Genomic DNA, 16846 nt, shown 5'->3' with positions numbered 1-16846 from the left:
TGCACCACTGATAAAACGGTCTTAACTGTCAGAGTACATTTTGAGTATAAGATTTATCTCTGACCAATTCTCAATGCTTGTGTTTCTTTCATATTTTGCTGGCTGCAAAGCCGCTAGTTGGAGGCTCTCAAGAAACACATTGCGTGGAGTCAATTTAAGCCGGGAAATCTGACAGGGAAAGAGTTCCAGCCAGCAAAAGATTGAGACGATTTGAGACTAAATTTTGTCCCGCCTTAAGTTGATACCCAATTCTTGTTCATCGGCTAACCTGGTGTTTAAAAGTGTTTAAACCAAGTTTTGCACTTTATTTAATCCACATTTCTTATTGCTTAAAAATAAGTATCACGGCTGTGTAGAATATTCATTTTCTCCTTATAAATCTTTATACCTCCCCATCAACCCACATTTCGCAGGGGCGATGCTTCAATTCATTTACTTATCACAGATTGATTGAGAAATTATGCAAGAGGCTCCATGAGCGGCGCTCACAAGGAACAATAAAAATCTTCACTCTTCCTTCTGCCATCTGCCTTTTGCCCTATTTTCAAGGCAGCGTTTGAAGTAACTCCGACCTCGCACCCTTCTTGCTCGGTCGAGCCGAGCAAGAACAGTTAACAGTATTGGCTCTCAAAAGTACTGATATTACTTGGCTGTAGCAATCAAAGTAAGAAAATGAAGCTTGAATTTTCTTACTTTCGGCTTTTTGAAAGCATTTTCTCTTCTGCTCTTAGGCGGCAATCGCAAGTGTCACTAGGGAGGTTGAGTAATCGGAGGCGATCAATGATGAACGCGGTGAAATTTTTCGCGTGAAAGTCAACCGAAACCAGTTAGGTGAGCTTGAGTATTCACCAATTAATGTGGGAGAAGTAGAGCAAAGAGACATTCAGCTTTGGCACTCTTGCGATCAGCTATTGCAAGAAATAATAGAAGAAGAACAGCAACAAAAACTCAAGCCTAATAAAGGTCTTTCCCGCTAAGTGGTGGCGCAACTCTTAACCGCTACGCTCAAATAGGCGGTATCTGCCACTGCCACAAATCCACTCGTTGAGCCACCCAGATGGTTGCAGACAGCGGCAGACACTCCGAGAAAGGCCGTCTAGATGCAATTATCAAAAAATGTGGAACTTTTTGTTGATGTAACTATTCATGACAAATACTAATATCTAATAGGATAAATGTTTTTGTCTTACAACATTTAGTATCTTGTTGCTCGTCAAATAAATCTTATTAAGAGAACTATAAAGATGTCTGCCAAAAGTATAAAAATTCTGACCTTATTCCTAGTTTTTCCAATCATCATTTTAGGGATATTAACTGCCTGTATTCAAAGTAAAAGGGAAACTACAACGGCTAACGAGTCATCACCGTCTAAACCAAATGTCATACTTGATATCAAATCTCAAACAGGGACATGTCCTAAGACAGTTGGGCTTTGGGCTATTTCACTTCTCTCTGAAGGTGGTGGGGAATACACTGTTGTTGCCGATACTCGACCAATTGCAAATCCTGCAAGATTGGTAGCATCTGGTGAGAGATTTGTGGAATATGAAGCAATACTACGTGAATCTTACGCATCTTGTATCGGTAGTGCTAACTCGCAGGAATTTCGCTTTTACAATTTCCAGTTCCGAGATGGAAAGGTTTATTTTCGTGTCGATCTCCCAGCTATTGTCAATGAGTCAGTTAATGGGACACCATATATTGGAATTGCGTATAAGGAGCTAGTTGCTTCTCGTCCATACGTGCGTTGGAAGTCTACAGAATAAGTCAATTAAGAAGTTTTAAGTATAGGAAAAGACCTAACAATCGCTAGGTCTTTTCAGCATTTACTGCCTAGTATTTACAAAAAAGTCGAACTCATAATTACCCGGCTCACGCTCTGGTTGTGCATATTTAGGGTTATGGTACGCCCAGTAGTAGGGATATGATAATTTGATCGATGAGCGGTCGGCTCTTACCATCCAATCAATTTGAGTATTTACTGGATATATTGTCGATAAGTCCGCAGTGAATAGATTAGCGTTCTTAGTCGCAGTCTTTGTCGCCCAAGCGTTAGTGCCATGTAAACGGTGTAAAATCACAACGTCACCCTGGTTAATCGCTTGATAACCCGTTTCATCATAGGCATATGCATAGACAGATGCCGTCTTACCACTGACCCAAGTTGAGTAGGAGGTGAAGTCAAGCCTCTTAGCGTAATCCCAAACAGAATTAGCACGATAGAATGGTTCGTTACGTACCCAATAATCAGGACGACCAATAGCGTCACTGTCTTGTTTCATTACACCAAAGTGGAGGTGTGGAGCATTTTGATATACACCTCCTTCATTTCCAGTCGCTCCAATTAGTGTTGATCCTCCGATGACAGTTTGACCAAGAGAGACGTTAATTGCAGAAAGGTGATCGTATCGTAGATATGCATTATCGTTTACTAATCCATCGCCATTAAGATCCAGAGCAATATCAACTTCGTAGTCTCCTCCTGTGCCTGTAGAGCCTGCATAAAATACCTTACCGTTATAGACAGCCTGCACTGGTTCACCATAGGGAGATCCAAGATCGGTTCCCCGATGCGGAGTTGTACCTACAGTACGCGGTTGGTTGTATTTACTAGTTACGTCAAATTGAGAGGGGTGTGGACTGTACAAGCTGACCGTACCAGATCCAGTTGTTGTTCCAGCAAAAACTATTTCGTATGGGTATGCATATGGATAGCCAGTTGCTATTGCAGACGTTGGAGCAAGGAGAAAAAAACCCATTACCGTTGCACATGTTGCTTGCAGTGACTTTTTCACGATTTTTACTCCTCCTTTTACTGAACTGACATCAAAAGCGTTTCTGATGTCAAATTTTGTAGGTTTAAACTTTGAATAGGCACAACTAATTCGTTGCCAACCCATTTCACATCAGTAGACGTTGTTTTTCCTGGCGGCAGTGTCAAACGTTTTGCTTCCTTAGTTTGTAGATTATAGATGAACAAATTTTGTGTTCCTTGGCTATCAATCAGGTCGGTTACAATACGCGTGCCATCTGCGGAAAAGTCTGCTCTGTGAGAATTTAAAAATTCTACAGCAGATGATTTATACAGCAACTGGGATCTGCCAGTAGAAATAGAAAGTGCATATAGTTCAACAGCAGAACTGTCTGGGACAATTTGTTTGCTGTACAACACGGTTTGACCATCGTCACTTTGAGCAACAAAGTTACCACTTGCAAGTTCTTGTTTTTGCTTTGTTTTAGGATCGATAACAGCTAGAGTAGTCCCTCGCTGTTTCAGGTCGTGTTCAACAATTAGAATGCGACCATCTGATGTCCAACCAACGGTACGAGGAGCAGAAGTGTTACTTTCATTTACTTTGTATTCTTGACCAGTGGCAATATCATGAATCCACACTGAAACTTGGCCACGATTGTCGCTTCCAGGTTCAATGTCCTCACGATTTGAGATGAAAGCAATCGTCCTACCATCTGATAACCAAATCGGCCGTAACGCCCAGTGTAAAATAAAACTATCAGAAGGCAAAGCCTTTCTTTTTAGTAAACTGGCATTGCGTGCTTGTTGATCTCCGATTGCTCTGACTTGCAATGTTTTCGTATCGAGAATATAGAAACCATTGTTTTTTACAAACACCTTTTGCGAAGGGTCATTTGGATTTGGGATCAGATCCGGAGTTCCAGACCCAGGTTCAGCAACAAACTTGCGTCCTTTGCCACTTTCATAAGAAAGCAAATCAAGCGTGTGTTCTTCAGCAGTAGCCTCATCTTTAAATTTCACTTCGTGATGGATGAAGGCTTTACTTAATTGTTTTTTTTGCAGCTTGTTAAAACCAATAACTTTTGTTTTATATACTCTACGTTGCACATTTCTCTCTTCAGTTAACTGAGGATTTTGCTCAAGTAGGTCGCTTAATTGGTTCTTTTGTTTCTGACTCGGTATTTCCAAGAAAACAGCCTCTTGTCCATCTTCCTCTACAAGCATTACTGGAGTAGTTGCTAAGATGCTACTATTAGCAGCAGTGGTCGTTGCCTTTTGTCCCATAACGCCGATAATTGCACCGACTGTTAGCAATGAACTAGCAGAAATTAACAGCAATTTTTGAGAAATCATGTGGTTATTAACTCAACTGATTGATTATCGACAGCAGTTTCTGTGGGGCTTGCTCATGTCTGCGGCGACCCGAACCGACTGGTAAAGTTTGTCATAAATCTTGAGCCAGATGCTATCTTTGCGTCATTTTGGGAAATAGCCATAGACCGTTGACCAGGTTGGGAAATTTACTGGCAAGACTCGCTAGGTGCATCCATCCAGAGCAAAGTATACAGACAATTGTATTGACAATGGCAAATAAAGCTATGGTGCGCTTGTGCTATTAGTTTTTTGCAACTTTATTCGTAAAACTCCTTCTATATAAGCTTTTCCAGCATCAAGTGGTGGCAATTTTTTTTACCACTTTTACTACTTGGCATTGAGTTAAACTGAGCCGTCTCGTCCCTAGGGCGGCTCAGTTTAGCTCAATGCTTATTCAGTATTTTGCACATGAGTACGACTTCTTATCACCTGTTTAGGGCTACCGCAACTAAGGTATCTATCAAGTGATTACATGCATTTCTGCTATGTTTGCCCATCTGGAAACGATGATATAGTTTAAAACATTTGAATGCAAGTATTTTTTTGTCACATTAATGATGTGACAAAGATCACTAGTAGTCTGTCTATTCTGTGTTTTTAACCTGAGTAGTAACGCCAAAAAGTCGAATGGAGTTAAATTAGCTACTACTTTTAATAGTGCTTTACCTAACACATTCGCTTATACAGGTAAATTGATGAAAACGGTAATTAGTGAAAAGGTTTGAGGGCGTTGCATAAATGCGGGATGAATTAAGTAAGTGTTGGTGTTTTCTTATACTTTAAACAATAAAGTAATAATTTAACGGAGTATTTAAGCATATCCACTGATTTGGAATAGCATAGGTTTTTCGGTGTAGTCTTGCTAGATAATGACGTAAACGCGTATTCTCTACCCTCCACCCTAGTCATGTAAGTTTTACTGACGATATGGTCTCCTGGCTCGATAAAACAGGGATAAACTTTCTAACCATCTGTCACATAGAAATAACACTGCCAACAGGAAACAATCTTCCATAATAATTCAAATGTTTTCGCGCTGCGTAGACGCTTTGCGGCTTGTCGCAGACATCGCCTATGACCCAAGCCAAAATTCCCTCTCGAAAGTGATTTACTGCTGTCCACAACCAAACTTTGTTTTTTTTGACCTGACAAAGGTTTCCAGTTTATCTAATTCCCCAACTTCTGGTATGTCCGTCGTTGGTGGTGCATTGGGTATTTTTTCACCAATTTGTTTGAGCCAATAAATTACAGTTGTATGATGAACTCCTTTGTCACGCTCAATGGCTCGAAATCCCATGTCATTAACGTATGCCCTTAAACATTCTTGCTTGATTTCATCTGAGTACCCTTTTGGCGGACTGTAAACATCGATAAATTGACGACCACACTTTACACAAATGTGATGAGCGTTTATCTCTTCGTTTACCATTTTTTCTAACCTCAGTAGACTCGCAGTATGGACATTGCAGTTCGCAAAGCTGGTGGCTCTACTGAGAGTTTAAGGTATTCAATCTGGCGTTTAAGTTCTTTTGTAAGTGCATCCGCAGTTCCTTGCCACTGACGCACGTTTTCAAAGTACATATATCTGCCTCCCCTGCTTGCCTTCATCCAGCAATTTTGGGTTGGTCGAGTACTAGGCTAGTTCTACGATTCAATATTAATTATGCTTCAAGGTAGAATTAGCAATTTTATAGAGAGATTGTATTGTTAATCCATCATTAGGATACTCAACTATCGCAAAACTACATGTTGCCTGGAAGCGATCGCCATTGGATGCTGTGAATATTTGTTGGCGAAGGGTAGTCAAAATATCACTGAGCTGAGTGCTTACTTCTGTTTTTGTCAATCCAGACACTCCCACCACAAACTCCCCGTTGCCCCAATAGCTGAGTAATTCGCCACTACAAAATGTCGATTGAAACAGACGACTCCATCGTTGCAAGACTTGGTTGCCGGCCTCATGACCGTACTGGATATTAATTTGGTGCAACTCGATTGCACTCAATACCATTAAGCAAACAGGGTGTTGATTTTTGTTTGCTTGAGCAATCAGGTGCTGCAAGTCGCGGCTAGACTGAGATTGATTTGCTAGTCGGGTTAAAGGGTCTTTAGTGCAGAAAGAGTGAAGCAGACGACTGCGTTCTAAGCGATGGGTTATCCTTGCCACCAGTTCTGCCCCAACGACAGGTTTGACCACATAATCATCTCCTCCAGCTGCAAATACCTGCTGCACAGTTTCCATCTCTCGGTGCGCGGTGAGAAATACAATCGGCAATTCCTGCCACTGGGGATCTGTACGAACTGCTTGGCAAAGTTCAATACCACTTATTTGGGGCATCTCCACATCCAAAATCAACAAATCGGGTGTGGTAGATTGCAGTACATCCCAGAAACGTACCGGATCGTCTAATCCTGTAACACGCATACCCCAAGGCTCTAACATTGGGCGTAAAGCTGCCAAAATCAGCGGATCGTCATCTACTACTAGTAAATTGACTGTTAGAGAATGGGTGCGCTGTAATAGTGCAGACCCAACATCCCAAACTTGATTCGCGGTGACAGGCTTGACCAGAAAACCCCGCGCCCCAGACCTAGCCACGCTCACACGATCTACCAACCCATCAGCAGCAGCCAGCACAAGCACGGGTACAGGAGGGGTGCGAGTTGCTAAGTCTGAAAGCATTGCTAAACTTGCTTCCCGCAGCCCCACTTCATCTACACTCAGCACCACTAAATCTGGTAATGTCGTTTGCAGGTAGTTTTTCGCACTTTCTAGAGTTGTGATTTGCTGCCAGCCTATTCCTTCAGATTGCGCCAGTTCTTGTAGCTGAAAACCAAGTTGCAAATCAGGGTCAATTAGTAGCAATCTGGCACTGATTTCTTCCACCATCGAGATAGTAGGTTGATTAACTACCTTTTGTCCCATCAGGTTGAGCAATTCAGCTAACTCTTGTATTAGCGACAACACCCGACGTTTTTGGGCTGGTAACAAGTCTCCATCTTTGCCTAAAATCTGTTCGATTTCTCGCGCTATTTGAGTACCAGTTTCTTGCTCAAACATTCCCAAGACACCAGCTAGCTTGTGCGCCTCCCGTTCTGCGGATTGGCGTAACTCTTGAGTCAGCGTTTTGCTAGAAATGGCTGCTGCTGCTTGTTCTACTACTTCCATCCGTTGTGTCATCAACCCCTGATATTGACTCCACAAGCCACTCATAGCTTGGTTGAACTGTTGTTCAACTTCAGAATTTGGGACTTGCAATTTTGGATTAAAGTTTCTCCCCTGCTCCTCTGCTCCCCGAAGTTTGCTTGGAGGGAAACCCTCCGACGCTCGATGACTCGCTAACGCTACGCTATGGCAACTTCTCTTCCTGCTCCCCTGCTCTCCTACTTCTCTTTCTCCTGAAGATGGATTCAGACGATATCCCAAACCATATACGTTTTCAATCCAGTCTACTGCTCCGGCTGCTTTCATCTTTTGTCGCAAGCCTTTAATGTGCGATTTGACGCTTTCTTCTTGGGGTGGATCGTCGAAAGTCCAGAGATGCTCGATGATATTTCCCCGACTGAAAACCCGCGAGGGATTCCGCAGCAAAAGTTCCAGCAAACTGTATTCTTTGGGTGTTAAATCTAGCAGTTGATTATTGTATGTTACCTGACAGCTACTTGGATCTAACCGTAATGCACCAACTTCTAGCACTGGAGTACGGGGAGTATCGCCCCGACGCAGCAACGCCCTGACTCTTGCTTGGAGTTCTCCCAAATCCAAAGGTTTAATCAGATAATCATCTGCTCCAGCATCGAGTCCACGAATGCGATCGCTAGTTGCATCTTTCGCTGTCATCAACAAAATAGGAGCAGAATAGCCATCAGAACGTAAGCGTTGACATAATGTAATTCCATCCAGCTTTGGCAGCCCCACATCTAGTAATATCAGGTCGTGCTGCGTGCCTTGGGCATATTCCCAACCAGTTTGTCCGTCATGTGCGGTATCAACAACATAATGTTGTTGGGTAAGAGACTGCAACAAGACACTCGCTAATATCTCGTCATCTTCAATCAGCAAGATTCTCATTGCAAAAACACCCTCTACTGCTTAAATCTTCCCCAGCTTGCCTATCGCATGACTAGTGTATCTGTAGAAAGTTCCTGGAAATTCTACCCAGAGAAAAAAATTTACTTTTTAGGTTTATGTATAAAGCTAAAAAGAATCTCGCACATGCTCTACAAATTTCTTCTTTCTCTATTCAGCCTGCCATCTAGGCGTTAGTCAGGGCAAACGCATCTAAAGTATAAGAATCCTTTAATAGCAAGGGTTTTGGCGTTTTAAAATTTAGCCTATTTTTTTGTCAATATCCTTATCCAGCAAGGGTTTCAGAAATACCGTGCGTTCGCCCTGAGGCGTTAGTTGTCTTTGATTTCTTTCTCAGAGTGACGCAAGAGCGCTAGTCACGAACAAATGCCTCCCAGAACCAGCCCAAGACAAATCTGATTTTTGGACAATATCTTGACTTCTAGCGATCGCTAATCTTTTGCAAAACAAAAAGCCCTCTGTCTAGGGCAGAGGGCAAAAGCATTAATTACCTATAAAAACAACTAACTTGCTATTCTATCAAATTTGCATGGTTAATTTACGAAAGTATTACATTTGGAAAAACTCACTAATTTTGGAGACAAAATTGCTGGCATTAAGTTTGAATTATTGAATTCAAAAAATACCGTAAATGCACGCATATTATAGTCAGAACTGAAATTGGAATAAGAAGTCGTAGATGAAGACAGCATCTTGCTTACCGTTTGACATATTCCAAAAGTTATATAGAGGAATAAGTGTTGAGTAGTAACAAATTGATGTATAGCCTTTAGATATTAGCTTTGCGTGTTTAGTCTCAGACTTTTAGTTCAGGACAATTCTACCGAATGGAATAGTCCTTTATCAATATTTCACAATTGAGATTTATGCTAGTTATTTTTTTAATTGAAATAGCAATGTATTTGAGAAGAAAAATATTTGTCTCTAGCTAAAATGTGGAACAGACATAATTGCAATTATTAGGTCTTTTCCAGATAGTTTATCTAGTTGATTGTTGAAAATGTTTGAAGCACAATAGCATCAAGTAGTTAAGTTAAAGAGCTTAATTACCTGCAAAAACAACTTGTCGAGAGTCAACTATTCTAGGAGTAAATTATGTCAACTATCACTGTTTCCGAACTAAACAACGCTGGCATTCAATTGTTTGAAGATTCCGAAAACTTTCTCAATGACCTAAGCGATATAGATTCTATCTCTGTATATGGTGGTGCTGGTGGTAATGGTGGTGCTAGTGATGCTACACCATTAACGAAGCTAGCTCAAGCATTTGTAGCTGTATATGGCGTTGGTCACATTGCTAATATAGCTAAATCATTCAGCGCAATTCAGTAATGAAAACGATAATTCATTATTAATCTTTATAACGCTTATAGGAGGTAAGGAAAAAGAATCTCTGCTGTAGCAATTTTACTTGATTTCTGAGAATCGAAACCCACAGATCCCTGACTTCTTTGAGAAGTTGGGGATTTTGTTTGTCACGAGTTATTTAGCAATCCTAAATTAGTCTTACATACTTCAAGCAGTACAATTTAAAACTCTATAGCTTTTAGTAGTTTCTAATCCTTGTAGCTATGTTGTAAAATTTTAGATTACATCGCTAAAATTTATATTGGTATAGCAGTAGATTAATATATAAAGACTTTTAATTATCTGTTGGTTTTTTATTTTGAAAGCATTGTTTTGCAAAGATTGCACAACTTATTTAGTGGTTAACTTTATCTGCAACAATCTCATTTATGAAAGTTTTTATCTAAACTAAAATGTTAACTTTATTGAGCTTTAAATACATCCTCTACATGGATAACTAAAAGTTTTTTGAAGTGTTTTCAATAGAAAAAACCTAGCCAATTTAATTGGCTAGGTTGTTATTTTTCAGGAGAGCATGGCAAATCTTTTACTATAGCTTAGCTATATAAATAGCTAGTTTTGGTAGACGCTTTCGGAGGCTCAGTAATCCGCGAACCTTCATGCTGATAGCAGAGATTGTTTTTCCCTTGCCTCCGATAAGTGTTTTAGAGATTAGTAATGAATTATCGTTTTCATTACTGAATTGCGCTGAATGATTTAGCTATATCAGCAATGTGACCAACAGCATATACAGTCACAAATCCTTCAGCCAGCTTTGTCAAGGGTGTAACATCACTAACACCACCATTACCACCATTACCACCACCACCATATACAGAGATGGAATCTATATCGCTTAGGTCATTGAGAAAGTTTTCGGAATCTTCAAACAATTGAATGCCAGCGTTGTTTAGTTCGAAAACAGCGATAGTTGACATAATTTACTCCTAGAATAGTTGACTCTCAACAAGTTGTTTTTGCAGGTAATTAAGCTCTTTAACTTAACTACTTGATGCTATTGTGCTTCAAACATTTTCAATAATCAACTAGATAAACTATCTGGAAAAGACCTAATAATTACAATTATGTCTGTCCCACATTTTAACTAGAGACAAATATTTTTTCTGGTGAATTACATAACTATTTAAATTAAAAAAATAGCTAGCATAAATCCCAATACCGAAATATCAATAATGGACTATTCCATTTGGTAGAATTGTCCTGAATCTAAAAGTCTGAGACTAAACACGCAAAGTCAATATCTGAAAGCTATGCATAACTTTGTCACAACTCAATACCTACTCCTGTATATAGCTTTTGGTCTATGCCTAACGGTAAACAAGATGCTGTCTTCATCTGCGACTTATTCTGAAAATTTCAGTTTTGCCTATAATATGCGTGCATTTACGGTGTTTTTTGTTATTCAACATTTCAAACATAATGCCAGCAATTTTGTCTCTAAAAATTGACGGTGCATGAAAATGTGTTTCTTGAGCGAGTCACGAATACGTCACTGATTTTTGTCTACCACGACCTCGCAATCAATGTATAAAACACTGGCTGCCGCCTATCAACCAGGGCATGGAATTCTTTACTGCTATGGGGCAGACTGTGAAGTCAGCAAGCACAGCGCTTTCACAAAAGTTTTCGGTCTGAGTTTGAGACATTTGCACTCTTGTGGACAATAAGTTTAATTTGTCGGTTAAGATTTTTCAGTTTCGTTATCTTGGTACTATCTCAAACGTGATGATGGTAAGCTCGTAAAACGCTTTTTTATCTACCAAACAGCTGAAGACAAGCACAATCAAATAGACTAGCAATTAATAATTTGACTAATTTATGGATAAACAACCGATACAAGTGATTGGAGGTGGACTAGCTGGGACAGAAGCAGCGTGGCAAATAGCCCAGGCTGGAGTGCCTGCAATTCTCCATGAAATGCGCCCAAAACGCTTCAGCCCTGCTCATCATACAGAACATCTGGCGGAATTAGTTTGTAGTAATTCCTTTGGGGCAATGGCAAGCGATCGCGCTGCTGGATTATTACACGAAGAGTTACGCCAACTTGGTTCTATAATCATCTCGAAAGCCGATGAACACGCTGTTCCTGCTGGTGGCGCGTTAGCCGTAGATAGGGGTCAATTTGGCCAAGATTTGACGGAAACTTTATCTAGCCATCCTTTGATTGAATTCCGCCGAGGCGAAGTACCAGCTCTACCTGAAGGAATTGTAGTTTTGGCAACTGGGCCTTTAACCAGTCCTGACTTGGCAGAAGATTTGCAACGCTTGACGGGGATGGAATACCTCAGCTTTTTCGATGCGGCTAGTCCGATTATCGTGGGAGAATCGATTAACCGCGATGTTGCTTTTATGGCATCACGATATGACAAAGGCGAAGCTTCTTATCTCAACTGCCCGATGAATAAAGAGCAGTACTTGCGGTTCTGGGAAGAACTCCGTAAAGCCGAACAAACAGAACTTAAGGATTTTGACCGGGAAACAGCGAAATTTTTTGAAGCTTGTCTGCCAATTGAAGAACAAGCACAACGGGGGGAAGACACAATGCGTTACGGCCCCCTGAAGCCAGTGGGATTGTCTGACAGTCGCACTGGAGAACGTCCCTATGCTGTGGTGCAGTTGCGACAAGAAGACAAAGCTGGTCAACTTTGGAATATGGTCGGATTCCAAACTAACTTGCGTTGGGGCGAACAAAAGCGAGTATTCCAGCTAATTCCAGGTTTGGAGGCGGCAGAATTTGTGCGGCTGGGAGTGATGCACCGCAATACTTTTATCAATGCTCCTCAGCTCATGTATCCTACCCTGCAATTTAAAGGGCATCCGACTTTATTCGCAGCTGGGCAATTGATTGGGACTGAAGGCTACACCGCAGCCGCAGCGGGGGGCTTGCTGGCTGGCAGAAATGCAGCAAGGCTAGCTTTGGGGCAAGAACCGTTGACTGCACCACCAACAACGATGATGGGGGCACTGTTTGAGTTTATCAGTTCCGCTTCACCCAAACATTTCCAGCCGATGCCGCCTAATTTTGGGATTTTGCCAGAACTGGGTGCAAAAATCAAAAACAAACAAGAGCGTTACGGACGTTATCGCGATCGCTCTTTGGCTGACTTGGCAAACTGGAAAGATGCTGTCTTAAAAATGGGTGTGAGGGTGTAAGGGTGTAAGGGTGTAGGGGAAAGACATTTTCATCTACAAAGACGCAAAGGCGTTGAAAACAACTTTGCGTCTTTGTGCGAAACGATCGCTACCCCCGCCTAAGCTGGCACTACAAATTTCTCGCTACCAGCAAGCCCAAAGGCGGCATGAATGCCTTGTAAAGCTTTCACGCCTTGCTCTTGTGCCACGACACAGCTAATTTTAATTTCTGAGGTAGCAATCATTTGAATATTAATTTGGTGTTGAGCTAGGGCCTCAAACATTTTGGCAGCAACCCCTGGTTGTCCCACCATGCCTGCACCGACAATACTTACTTTGGCGATCGCACCATCTAAAACAACCTCACCCCATCCTAATTTTGCTGCTACTTGGGTAAGCAATTCTTTTGCATTTTCCCCATCCATCCGCGAGACTGTAAAGGCAATATCCCGCCTGGGCACACCATCAATTATCCGACAACGTTGAGATTGGATAATCATATCAACGCTGATGTTGTGCTGTGCCAATAGTCCAAACAACTGCGCCGACATCCCCGGCCGATCTGGCACTTGGCGAATAGCAAGACGGGCTTGATTCATATCTAGAGCAACGCCGCGAACGAGGGGAGAGGAGGAAGACGCGGAGAGGGGAAGACGCGGGGACGTTTCTGAAGACGCGGTGACGCGGAGACTGGGAGACGCGGAGAATCTTTCAAAAATATTCCCCGTGTCCTTCTCATTTCCCGCGTCAGAGCGTCCCTTTGTCCTCGTGTCTTGTTCCCCTGCTTCTACTTCAAAGGCGTTACGAAGTGCGGTGACGGCGCGATCGCATTCTGCTGCATCTACGACGCAACTAACTTTGACTTCGCTGGTGGAAATCATTTGGATGTTCACGCCAGCTTCAGCTAAGGTGGCGAACATCTTGGCAGCTACGCCAGGACGGCCAATCATGCCTGCACCAGCAATGCTAACTTTGGCAATATTTTGCTCTAACATCACCTCAGCTTCGTCAAAATTTGGATTGGATTTACTTCTCAGTGCTGGGGCGATCGCTGCTGCTACTGCTTCTGCCCGTTTTAATATGGGTGTTGTGACGGTAAAAGCAATGTCATTACTGTTCCCTTCATGAATTGACTGAATAATTAAGTCTACATCGACGTTTTGGCGGGCAATTTCACCAAATAATTTGGCTGCTACCCCTGGTTTATCAGGTACGCGCAATAAAGCTACCTTAGCTTGGTCTGTGTCAAATTCTACATGGTCTACCGGACGGGCAATTTCTAAATTGATTAGCGATCGCCCTTGGGGTTTGGCTGATGTCACCCAAGTACCGGGGTCATCCGTCCAGCTCGACTTGACTACTAGGGGAACACTATAGTTACGAGCAATTTCTACGGCACGGGGATGCAGTACTTTTGCTCCCAAGCTTGCCAGTTCCAGCATTTCATTGCAGGTGATTGCATCCATCAGCTGGGCTTCGGGAACTAAGCGGGGGTCTGTAGTTAAAATCCCTGGTACATCTGTATAAATTTCACAAAAATTTGCTTTTAAGGCTGCGGCTAAAGCTACTGCTGACGTGTCAGAACCACCGCGCCCCAAAGTTGTAATTTCTAACTCTTCTGTGCTGGCTATACCTTGAAAACCAGCTACTACAACTACTTTACCGAGATTAAGGTGACGGATGAGGCGATCGGTTTTAATGTGCAAAATTCGAGCGCGGGTGTGTTCTGCTTCGGTAACAATTCCTACTTGAGCGCCAGTCATTGAAATCGCTGGTTGTCCGAGTTCTTGCAATGCCATGCTGAGTAAGGCAATGGTAACTTGCTCGCCAGTAGAAAGCAGCATATCCATTTCCCGGCGGTTAGGACTGGGAGAAATTTCATTAGCTAGTTTGACGAGTCCATCGGTGGTTTTGCCCATTGCGGAAACCACTACAACAAGTGAGTTTCCTGTTTTAACTGTTTTATAAACGCGTTGTGCAACAGCTTGGATGCGTTCGACTGAACCGACAGATGTACCACCGTATTTTTGAACTATGAGCGCCATAACTTTTTTATTGAATGAAGTAGCCTACTTTCATCAACGCTCCCGCCGGGTTAGGAAGCTTTGAAGGCATTATATAGATATTTAGTTTACTAAACATCGTGTAGCATACTTCATGATAAGTCGATCGTTCAAAAACTACATCTTCGTAAAGTGATACTATTGTTTCCTGGAAATCCACACTGTTAAGCCGAAATGTTTGATTTTCTGATGTGTAAGATTGTAAAACCCACAGCCCCTCATCATTGCGACGAAAACACTCGACTCGCTGACGTTTTGTATTAATTAAAGTATATTCTTGGAGGCTTTCCAGCGCTTGGTAGTCGGCGAATTTATCGCCCTGGTCAAAGGCTTCGGTAGAATCAGATAAAACTTCGACAATTAAACAAGGAAATCTTTTATAGGCTGGTGTTTCTCGATCGCGTGGGTCGCAAGTAACCATAACATCAGGATAGTAAAAGCGATTTAGAGATTCAATTCGTACTTTCATGTCAGCGATGTAAACACGACACCCAGTACCGCGTATACGATCGCGCAGGAGAGAAGCAAGGTTTCCGGCAATGGTAACATGTGGATCGAGTACTTCAGCCATTGCGTAGATGTAGCCATCGATGTATTCATGCTTAACAGAGTTTTGTTCCTCTATTTGGAGGTACTCTTCAGGGGTAAGGTAATTCTGTTGGGGGGAGGCTATCATTGTTGAAACTTCAAAGCTTGAGCGATCGCGTGTACTGAGTTCTAGGGTAGCGTTTGCTGTTGATTGAAATTGGTTTTTGAGTGCGATTGCATTGCCTCATTTTGATGCAACTTGCCACTTTTGTGCTAAGTTTCTTTTGGAATCTGGGAATTTGATGTGCGATCGCTTGTAAGTTTACATTTTAAGTGGAGCGATTGCCTTTATGACACTATGATTCCACCCCAGAGAGATGAAGCCCAACAGCAAAGATAAATGAGATTTTAGAGAGACAATTTTATGTTAGGTCTGGACAGAGTTACATTTGATCCTAGTATTATGGGTGGACAAGCTTGCATTCGCGGGATGCGAATTCCGGTTTCTTTAGTCGTAAATTTGGTAGCTAATAGCAAACCTGTAGCGGAGATTTTAGAAGAATATCCTGATTTAGAACCAGAGGATATTCGTCAATCTCTACTTTACGCGGCGTGGTTGACTCAAGAACGGGTTTATCCCTTCAAAAGTGCTTAAAAAATAATAATGAAGTTTTTGGCAGATATGGGAATTTCATTACGCACTGTATTTTGGTTGCGTAGTGGTGGTTATGATGTGGTGCATTTGCGCGATGAAGGTTTGCAAAAACTACCAGATGATGAAATTTTAATTAAAGCCCGTACAGAAGGGAGAATTTTATTAAGTATAGATTTAGATTTTGCCCAACTTTTAGCAGTTAGTAGGGATAGTTTACCCAGTGTGATTTTATTTAGGTTAGGGAATGAAAATTACGATGCAATTAATGAACGGTTGATGCAAGTTTTGCGTGAATGTCAAGAAGATTTAGAGGTAGGGGCAATTATTTCTGTAAATAATGAAACTTTCCGGGTGAGGCGATTACCAATATAAGTAAAATAAGACTGGTATAACATGAGCGATCGCGTTTACAACACCATCATTCAACCGAGGTAAACCGTTAGAGAAATAAATTTTTTAACGTAAGATGAAATTGGTAGCACAACGCGAGATTTCATGGCGATAAGATTTATTTTGAGCGATTATGTTGACCGAGCGATCGCCAAGGCAATTTATGACAAGTTAGAAGATGGTACATTTACAGGGAGAATTCCTGTTTGCAAAGGAGTAATAGCCTTTGCATCAACTTTGCGCGAGTGTGAGGATGAATTACGCTCAACCCTGGAAGACTGGATTTTGCTTGGGTTAAAGCTGGGACATTCTCTACCAGTAATTGATAATATTGATCTCAACAAGAAGCCGACCCTTGAGCCGATGGATACCGTGTAAGCGTCGGTATTTTGTGAAAAAGAATGGAATAGCCTTTAATATTTGCTGAGAAGCGATCGCTGTTGATGTAGTTTAATGAAATTTAGGCGAGCGATGTCTCCGACGGGCTACGC

Annotated in this window: 13 protein-coding genes and 2 pseudogenes; 7 read left to right on the top strand and 8 right to left on the bottom strand. The window is 41.8% G+C overall.

What is annotated here, in order from left to right:
• The first annotated feature begins 806 nt into the window (after positions 1 to 806).
• Both RMY31_RS00110 and RMY31_RS00105 read left to right on the top strand, forming a co-directional pair.
• Positions 807 to 977 (top strand): hypothetical protein, encoded by a 171-nt coding sequence (locus tag RMY31_RS00110; protein ID WP_322666737.1) that lies wholly within the window; start codon positions 807 to 809, stop codon positions 975 to 977.
• Between the two features lie 267 nt (positions 978 to 1244).
• Positions 1245 to 1766, top strand: coding sequence for a hypothetical protein (locus RMY31_RS00105; protein ID WP_322666735.1), 522 nt, complete (start codon positions 1245 to 1247; stop codon positions 1764 to 1766).
• Between the two features lie 60 nt (positions 1767 to 1826).
• Here the strand turns inward: RMY31_RS00105 and RMY31_RS00100 are convergent, their stop codons facing one another.
• The 5 genes and pseudogenes from RMY31_RS00100 to RMY31_RS00080 form a co-directional block, all read right to left on the bottom strand.
• A complete protein-coding gene (locus tag RMY31_RS00100; RefSeq protein ID WP_322666733.1) occupies positions 1827 to 2648 on the bottom strand; it encodes a M23 family metallopeptidase in 822 nt (273 codons plus the stop codon).
• A gap of 164 nt (positions 2649 to 2812) precedes the next feature.
• Complete coding sequence (locus RMY31_RS00095) at positions 2813 to 4108, bottom strand: hypothetical protein (RefSeq protein ID WP_322666731.1); 1296 nt, start codon at positions 4106 to 4108, stop codon at positions 2813 to 2815.
• A gap of 771 nt (positions 4109 to 4879) precedes the next feature.
• Positions 4880 to 5598: pseudogene (locus RMY31_RS00090) on the bottom strand (IS1 family transposase).
• Positions 5570 to 5710 (bottom strand): hypothetical protein, encoded by a 141-nt coding sequence (locus RMY31_RS00085; RefSeq protein WP_322666729.1) that lies wholly within the window; start codon positions 5708 to 5710, stop codon positions 5570 to 5572. Before RMY31_RS00085 ends, RMY31_RS00090 begins: the two are co-directional and overlap by 29 nt.
• A 76-nt stretch (positions 5711 to 5786) precedes the next feature.
• A complete protein-coding gene (locus tag RMY31_RS00080; protein ID WP_322666725.1) occupies positions 5787 to 8201 on the bottom strand; it encodes a response regulator in 2415 nt (804 codons plus the stop codon).
• 1113 nt (positions 8202 to 9314) lie between these two features.
• On the opposite strand from RMY31_RS00080, the gene RMY31_RS00075 reads away from it, so the two are divergent.
• Complete coding sequence (locus RMY31_RS00075; RefSeq protein ID WP_322666723.1) at positions 9315 to 9551, top strand: hypothetical protein; 237 nt, start codon at positions 9315 to 9317, stop codon at positions 9549 to 9551.
• Positions 9552 to 10261: 710 nt separating this feature from the next.
• On the opposite strand, the gene RMY31_RS00070 is transcribed toward RMY31_RS00075, so the two are convergent.
• Positions 10262 to 10504, bottom strand: coding sequence for a hypothetical protein (locus RMY31_RS00070; protein ID WP_409877020.1), 243 nt, complete (start codon positions 10502 to 10504; stop codon positions 10262 to 10264).
• 901 nt (positions 10505 to 11405) lie between these two features.
• Here RMY31_RS00070 and trmFO point away from each other — a divergent pair.
• The gene (gene trmFO / locus RMY31_RS00065) at positions 11406 to 12740 is read left to right on the top strand and encodes an FADH(2)-oxidizing methylenetetrahydrofolate--tRNA-(uracil(54)-C(5))-methyltransferase TrmFO (protein WP_322666717.1); all 1335 of its coding nucleotides are present in this window, start codon (positions 11406 to 11408) and stop codon (positions 12738 to 12740) included.
• A gap of 98 nt (positions 12741 to 12838) precedes the next feature.
• On the opposite strand, the gene RMY31_RS00060 is transcribed toward trmFO, so the two are convergent.
• Positions 12839 to 14764: an aspartate kinase gene (locus tag RMY31_RS00060; RefSeq protein WP_409877019.1), complete on the bottom strand. Its 1926-nt coding sequence runs from the start codon at positions 14762 to 14764 to the stop codon at positions 12839 to 12841.
• Positions 14765 to 14891: 127 nt separating this feature from the next.
• Positions 14892 to 15458: pseudogene (locus RMY31_RS00055) on the bottom strand (Uma2 family endonuclease); the annotation flags it as partial.
• 276 nt (positions 15459 to 15734) lie between these two features.
• Between RMY31_RS00055 and RMY31_RS00050 the strand changes: the two are divergent.
• The 3 genes from RMY31_RS00050 to RMY31_RS00040 all read left to right on the top strand — a co-directional run bounded on the left by RMY31_RS00050 (position 15735) and on the right by RMY31_RS00040 (position 16733).
• Positions 15735 to 15965 carry a DUF433 domain-containing protein gene (locus tag RMY31_RS00050; protein WP_322666712.1) on the top strand — a complete coding sequence of 77 codons (231 nt, stop codon included), beginning with the start codon at positions 15735 to 15737 and terminating at the stop codon, positions 15963 to 15965.
• Positions 15966 to 15974: 9 nt separating this feature from the next.
• Entirely contained in the window at positions 15975 to 16337 is a 363-nt protein-coding gene (locus RMY31_RS00045; protein ID WP_322666709.1) for a DUF5615 family PIN-like protein, read from the top strand.
• A 123-nt stretch (positions 16338 to 16460) separates the two neighbouring features.
• A complete protein-coding gene (locus RMY31_RS00040) occupies positions 16461 to 16733 on the top strand; it encodes a type II toxin-antitoxin system HicB family antitoxin (protein ID WP_322666706.1) in 273 nt (90 codons plus the stop codon).
• The last annotated feature ends 113 nt before the right edge of the window (positions 16734 to 16846 follow it).

The sequence above is a fragment of the Dendronalium sp. ChiSLP03b genome (assembly GCF_034531165.2).
GTDB lineage: Bacteria > Cyanobacteriota > Cyanobacteriia > Cyanobacteriales > Nostocaceae > Dendronalium > Dendronalium minutum.
Note: the sequence above shows the minus strand (reverse complement) of the source record. Positions and strands in the feature narration are given on the sequence as shown.

Excerpts from the sequence above, each read along its gene's own strand:
- RMY31_RS00105 (WP_322666735.1), top strand. The coding sequence starts at position 1,245 with ATGTCTGCCAAAAGTATAAAAATTCTGACCTTATTCCTAGTTTTTCCA.
- RMY31_RS00095 (WP_322666731.1), bottom strand. The coding sequence starts at position 4,108 with ATGATTTCTCAAAAATTGCTGTTAATTTCTGCTAGTTCATTGCTAACA.
- RMY31_RS00085 (WP_322666729.1), bottom strand. The coding sequence starts at position 5,710 with ATGTACTTTGAAAACGTGCGTCAGTGGCAAGGAACTGCGGATGCACTT.
- RMY31_RS00080 (WP_322666725.1), bottom strand. The coding sequence starts at position 8,201 with ATGAGAATCTTGCTGATTGAAGATGACGAGATATTAGCGAGTGTCTTG.
- RMY31_RS00075 (WP_322666723.1), top strand. The coding sequence starts at position 9,315 with ATGTCAACTATCACTGTTTCCGAACTAAACAACGCTGGCATTCAATTG.
- RMY31_RS00070 (WP_409877020.1), bottom strand. The coding sequence starts at position 10,504 with ATGTCAACTATCGCTGTTTTCGAACTAAACAACGCTGGCATTCAATTG.
- trmFO (WP_322666717.1), top strand. The coding sequence starts at position 11,406 with ATGGATAAACAACCGATACAAGTGATTGGAGGTGGACTAGCTGGGACA.
- RMY31_RS00060 (WP_409877019.1), bottom strand. The coding sequence starts at position 14,764 with ATGGCGCTCATAGTTCAAAAATACGGTGGTACATCTGTCGGTTCAGTC.
- RMY31_RS00050 (WP_322666712.1), top strand. The coding sequence starts at position 15,735 with ATGTTAGGTCTGGACAGAGTTACATTTGATCCTAGTATTATGGGTGGA.
- RMY31_RS00045 (WP_322666709.1), top strand. The coding sequence starts at position 15,975 with ATGAAGTTTTTGGCAGATATGGGAATTTCATTACGCACTGTATTTTGG.
- RMY31_RS00040 (WP_322666706.1), top strand. The coding sequence starts at position 16,461 with ATGGCGATAAGATTTATTTTGAGCGATTATGTTGACCGAGCGATCGCC.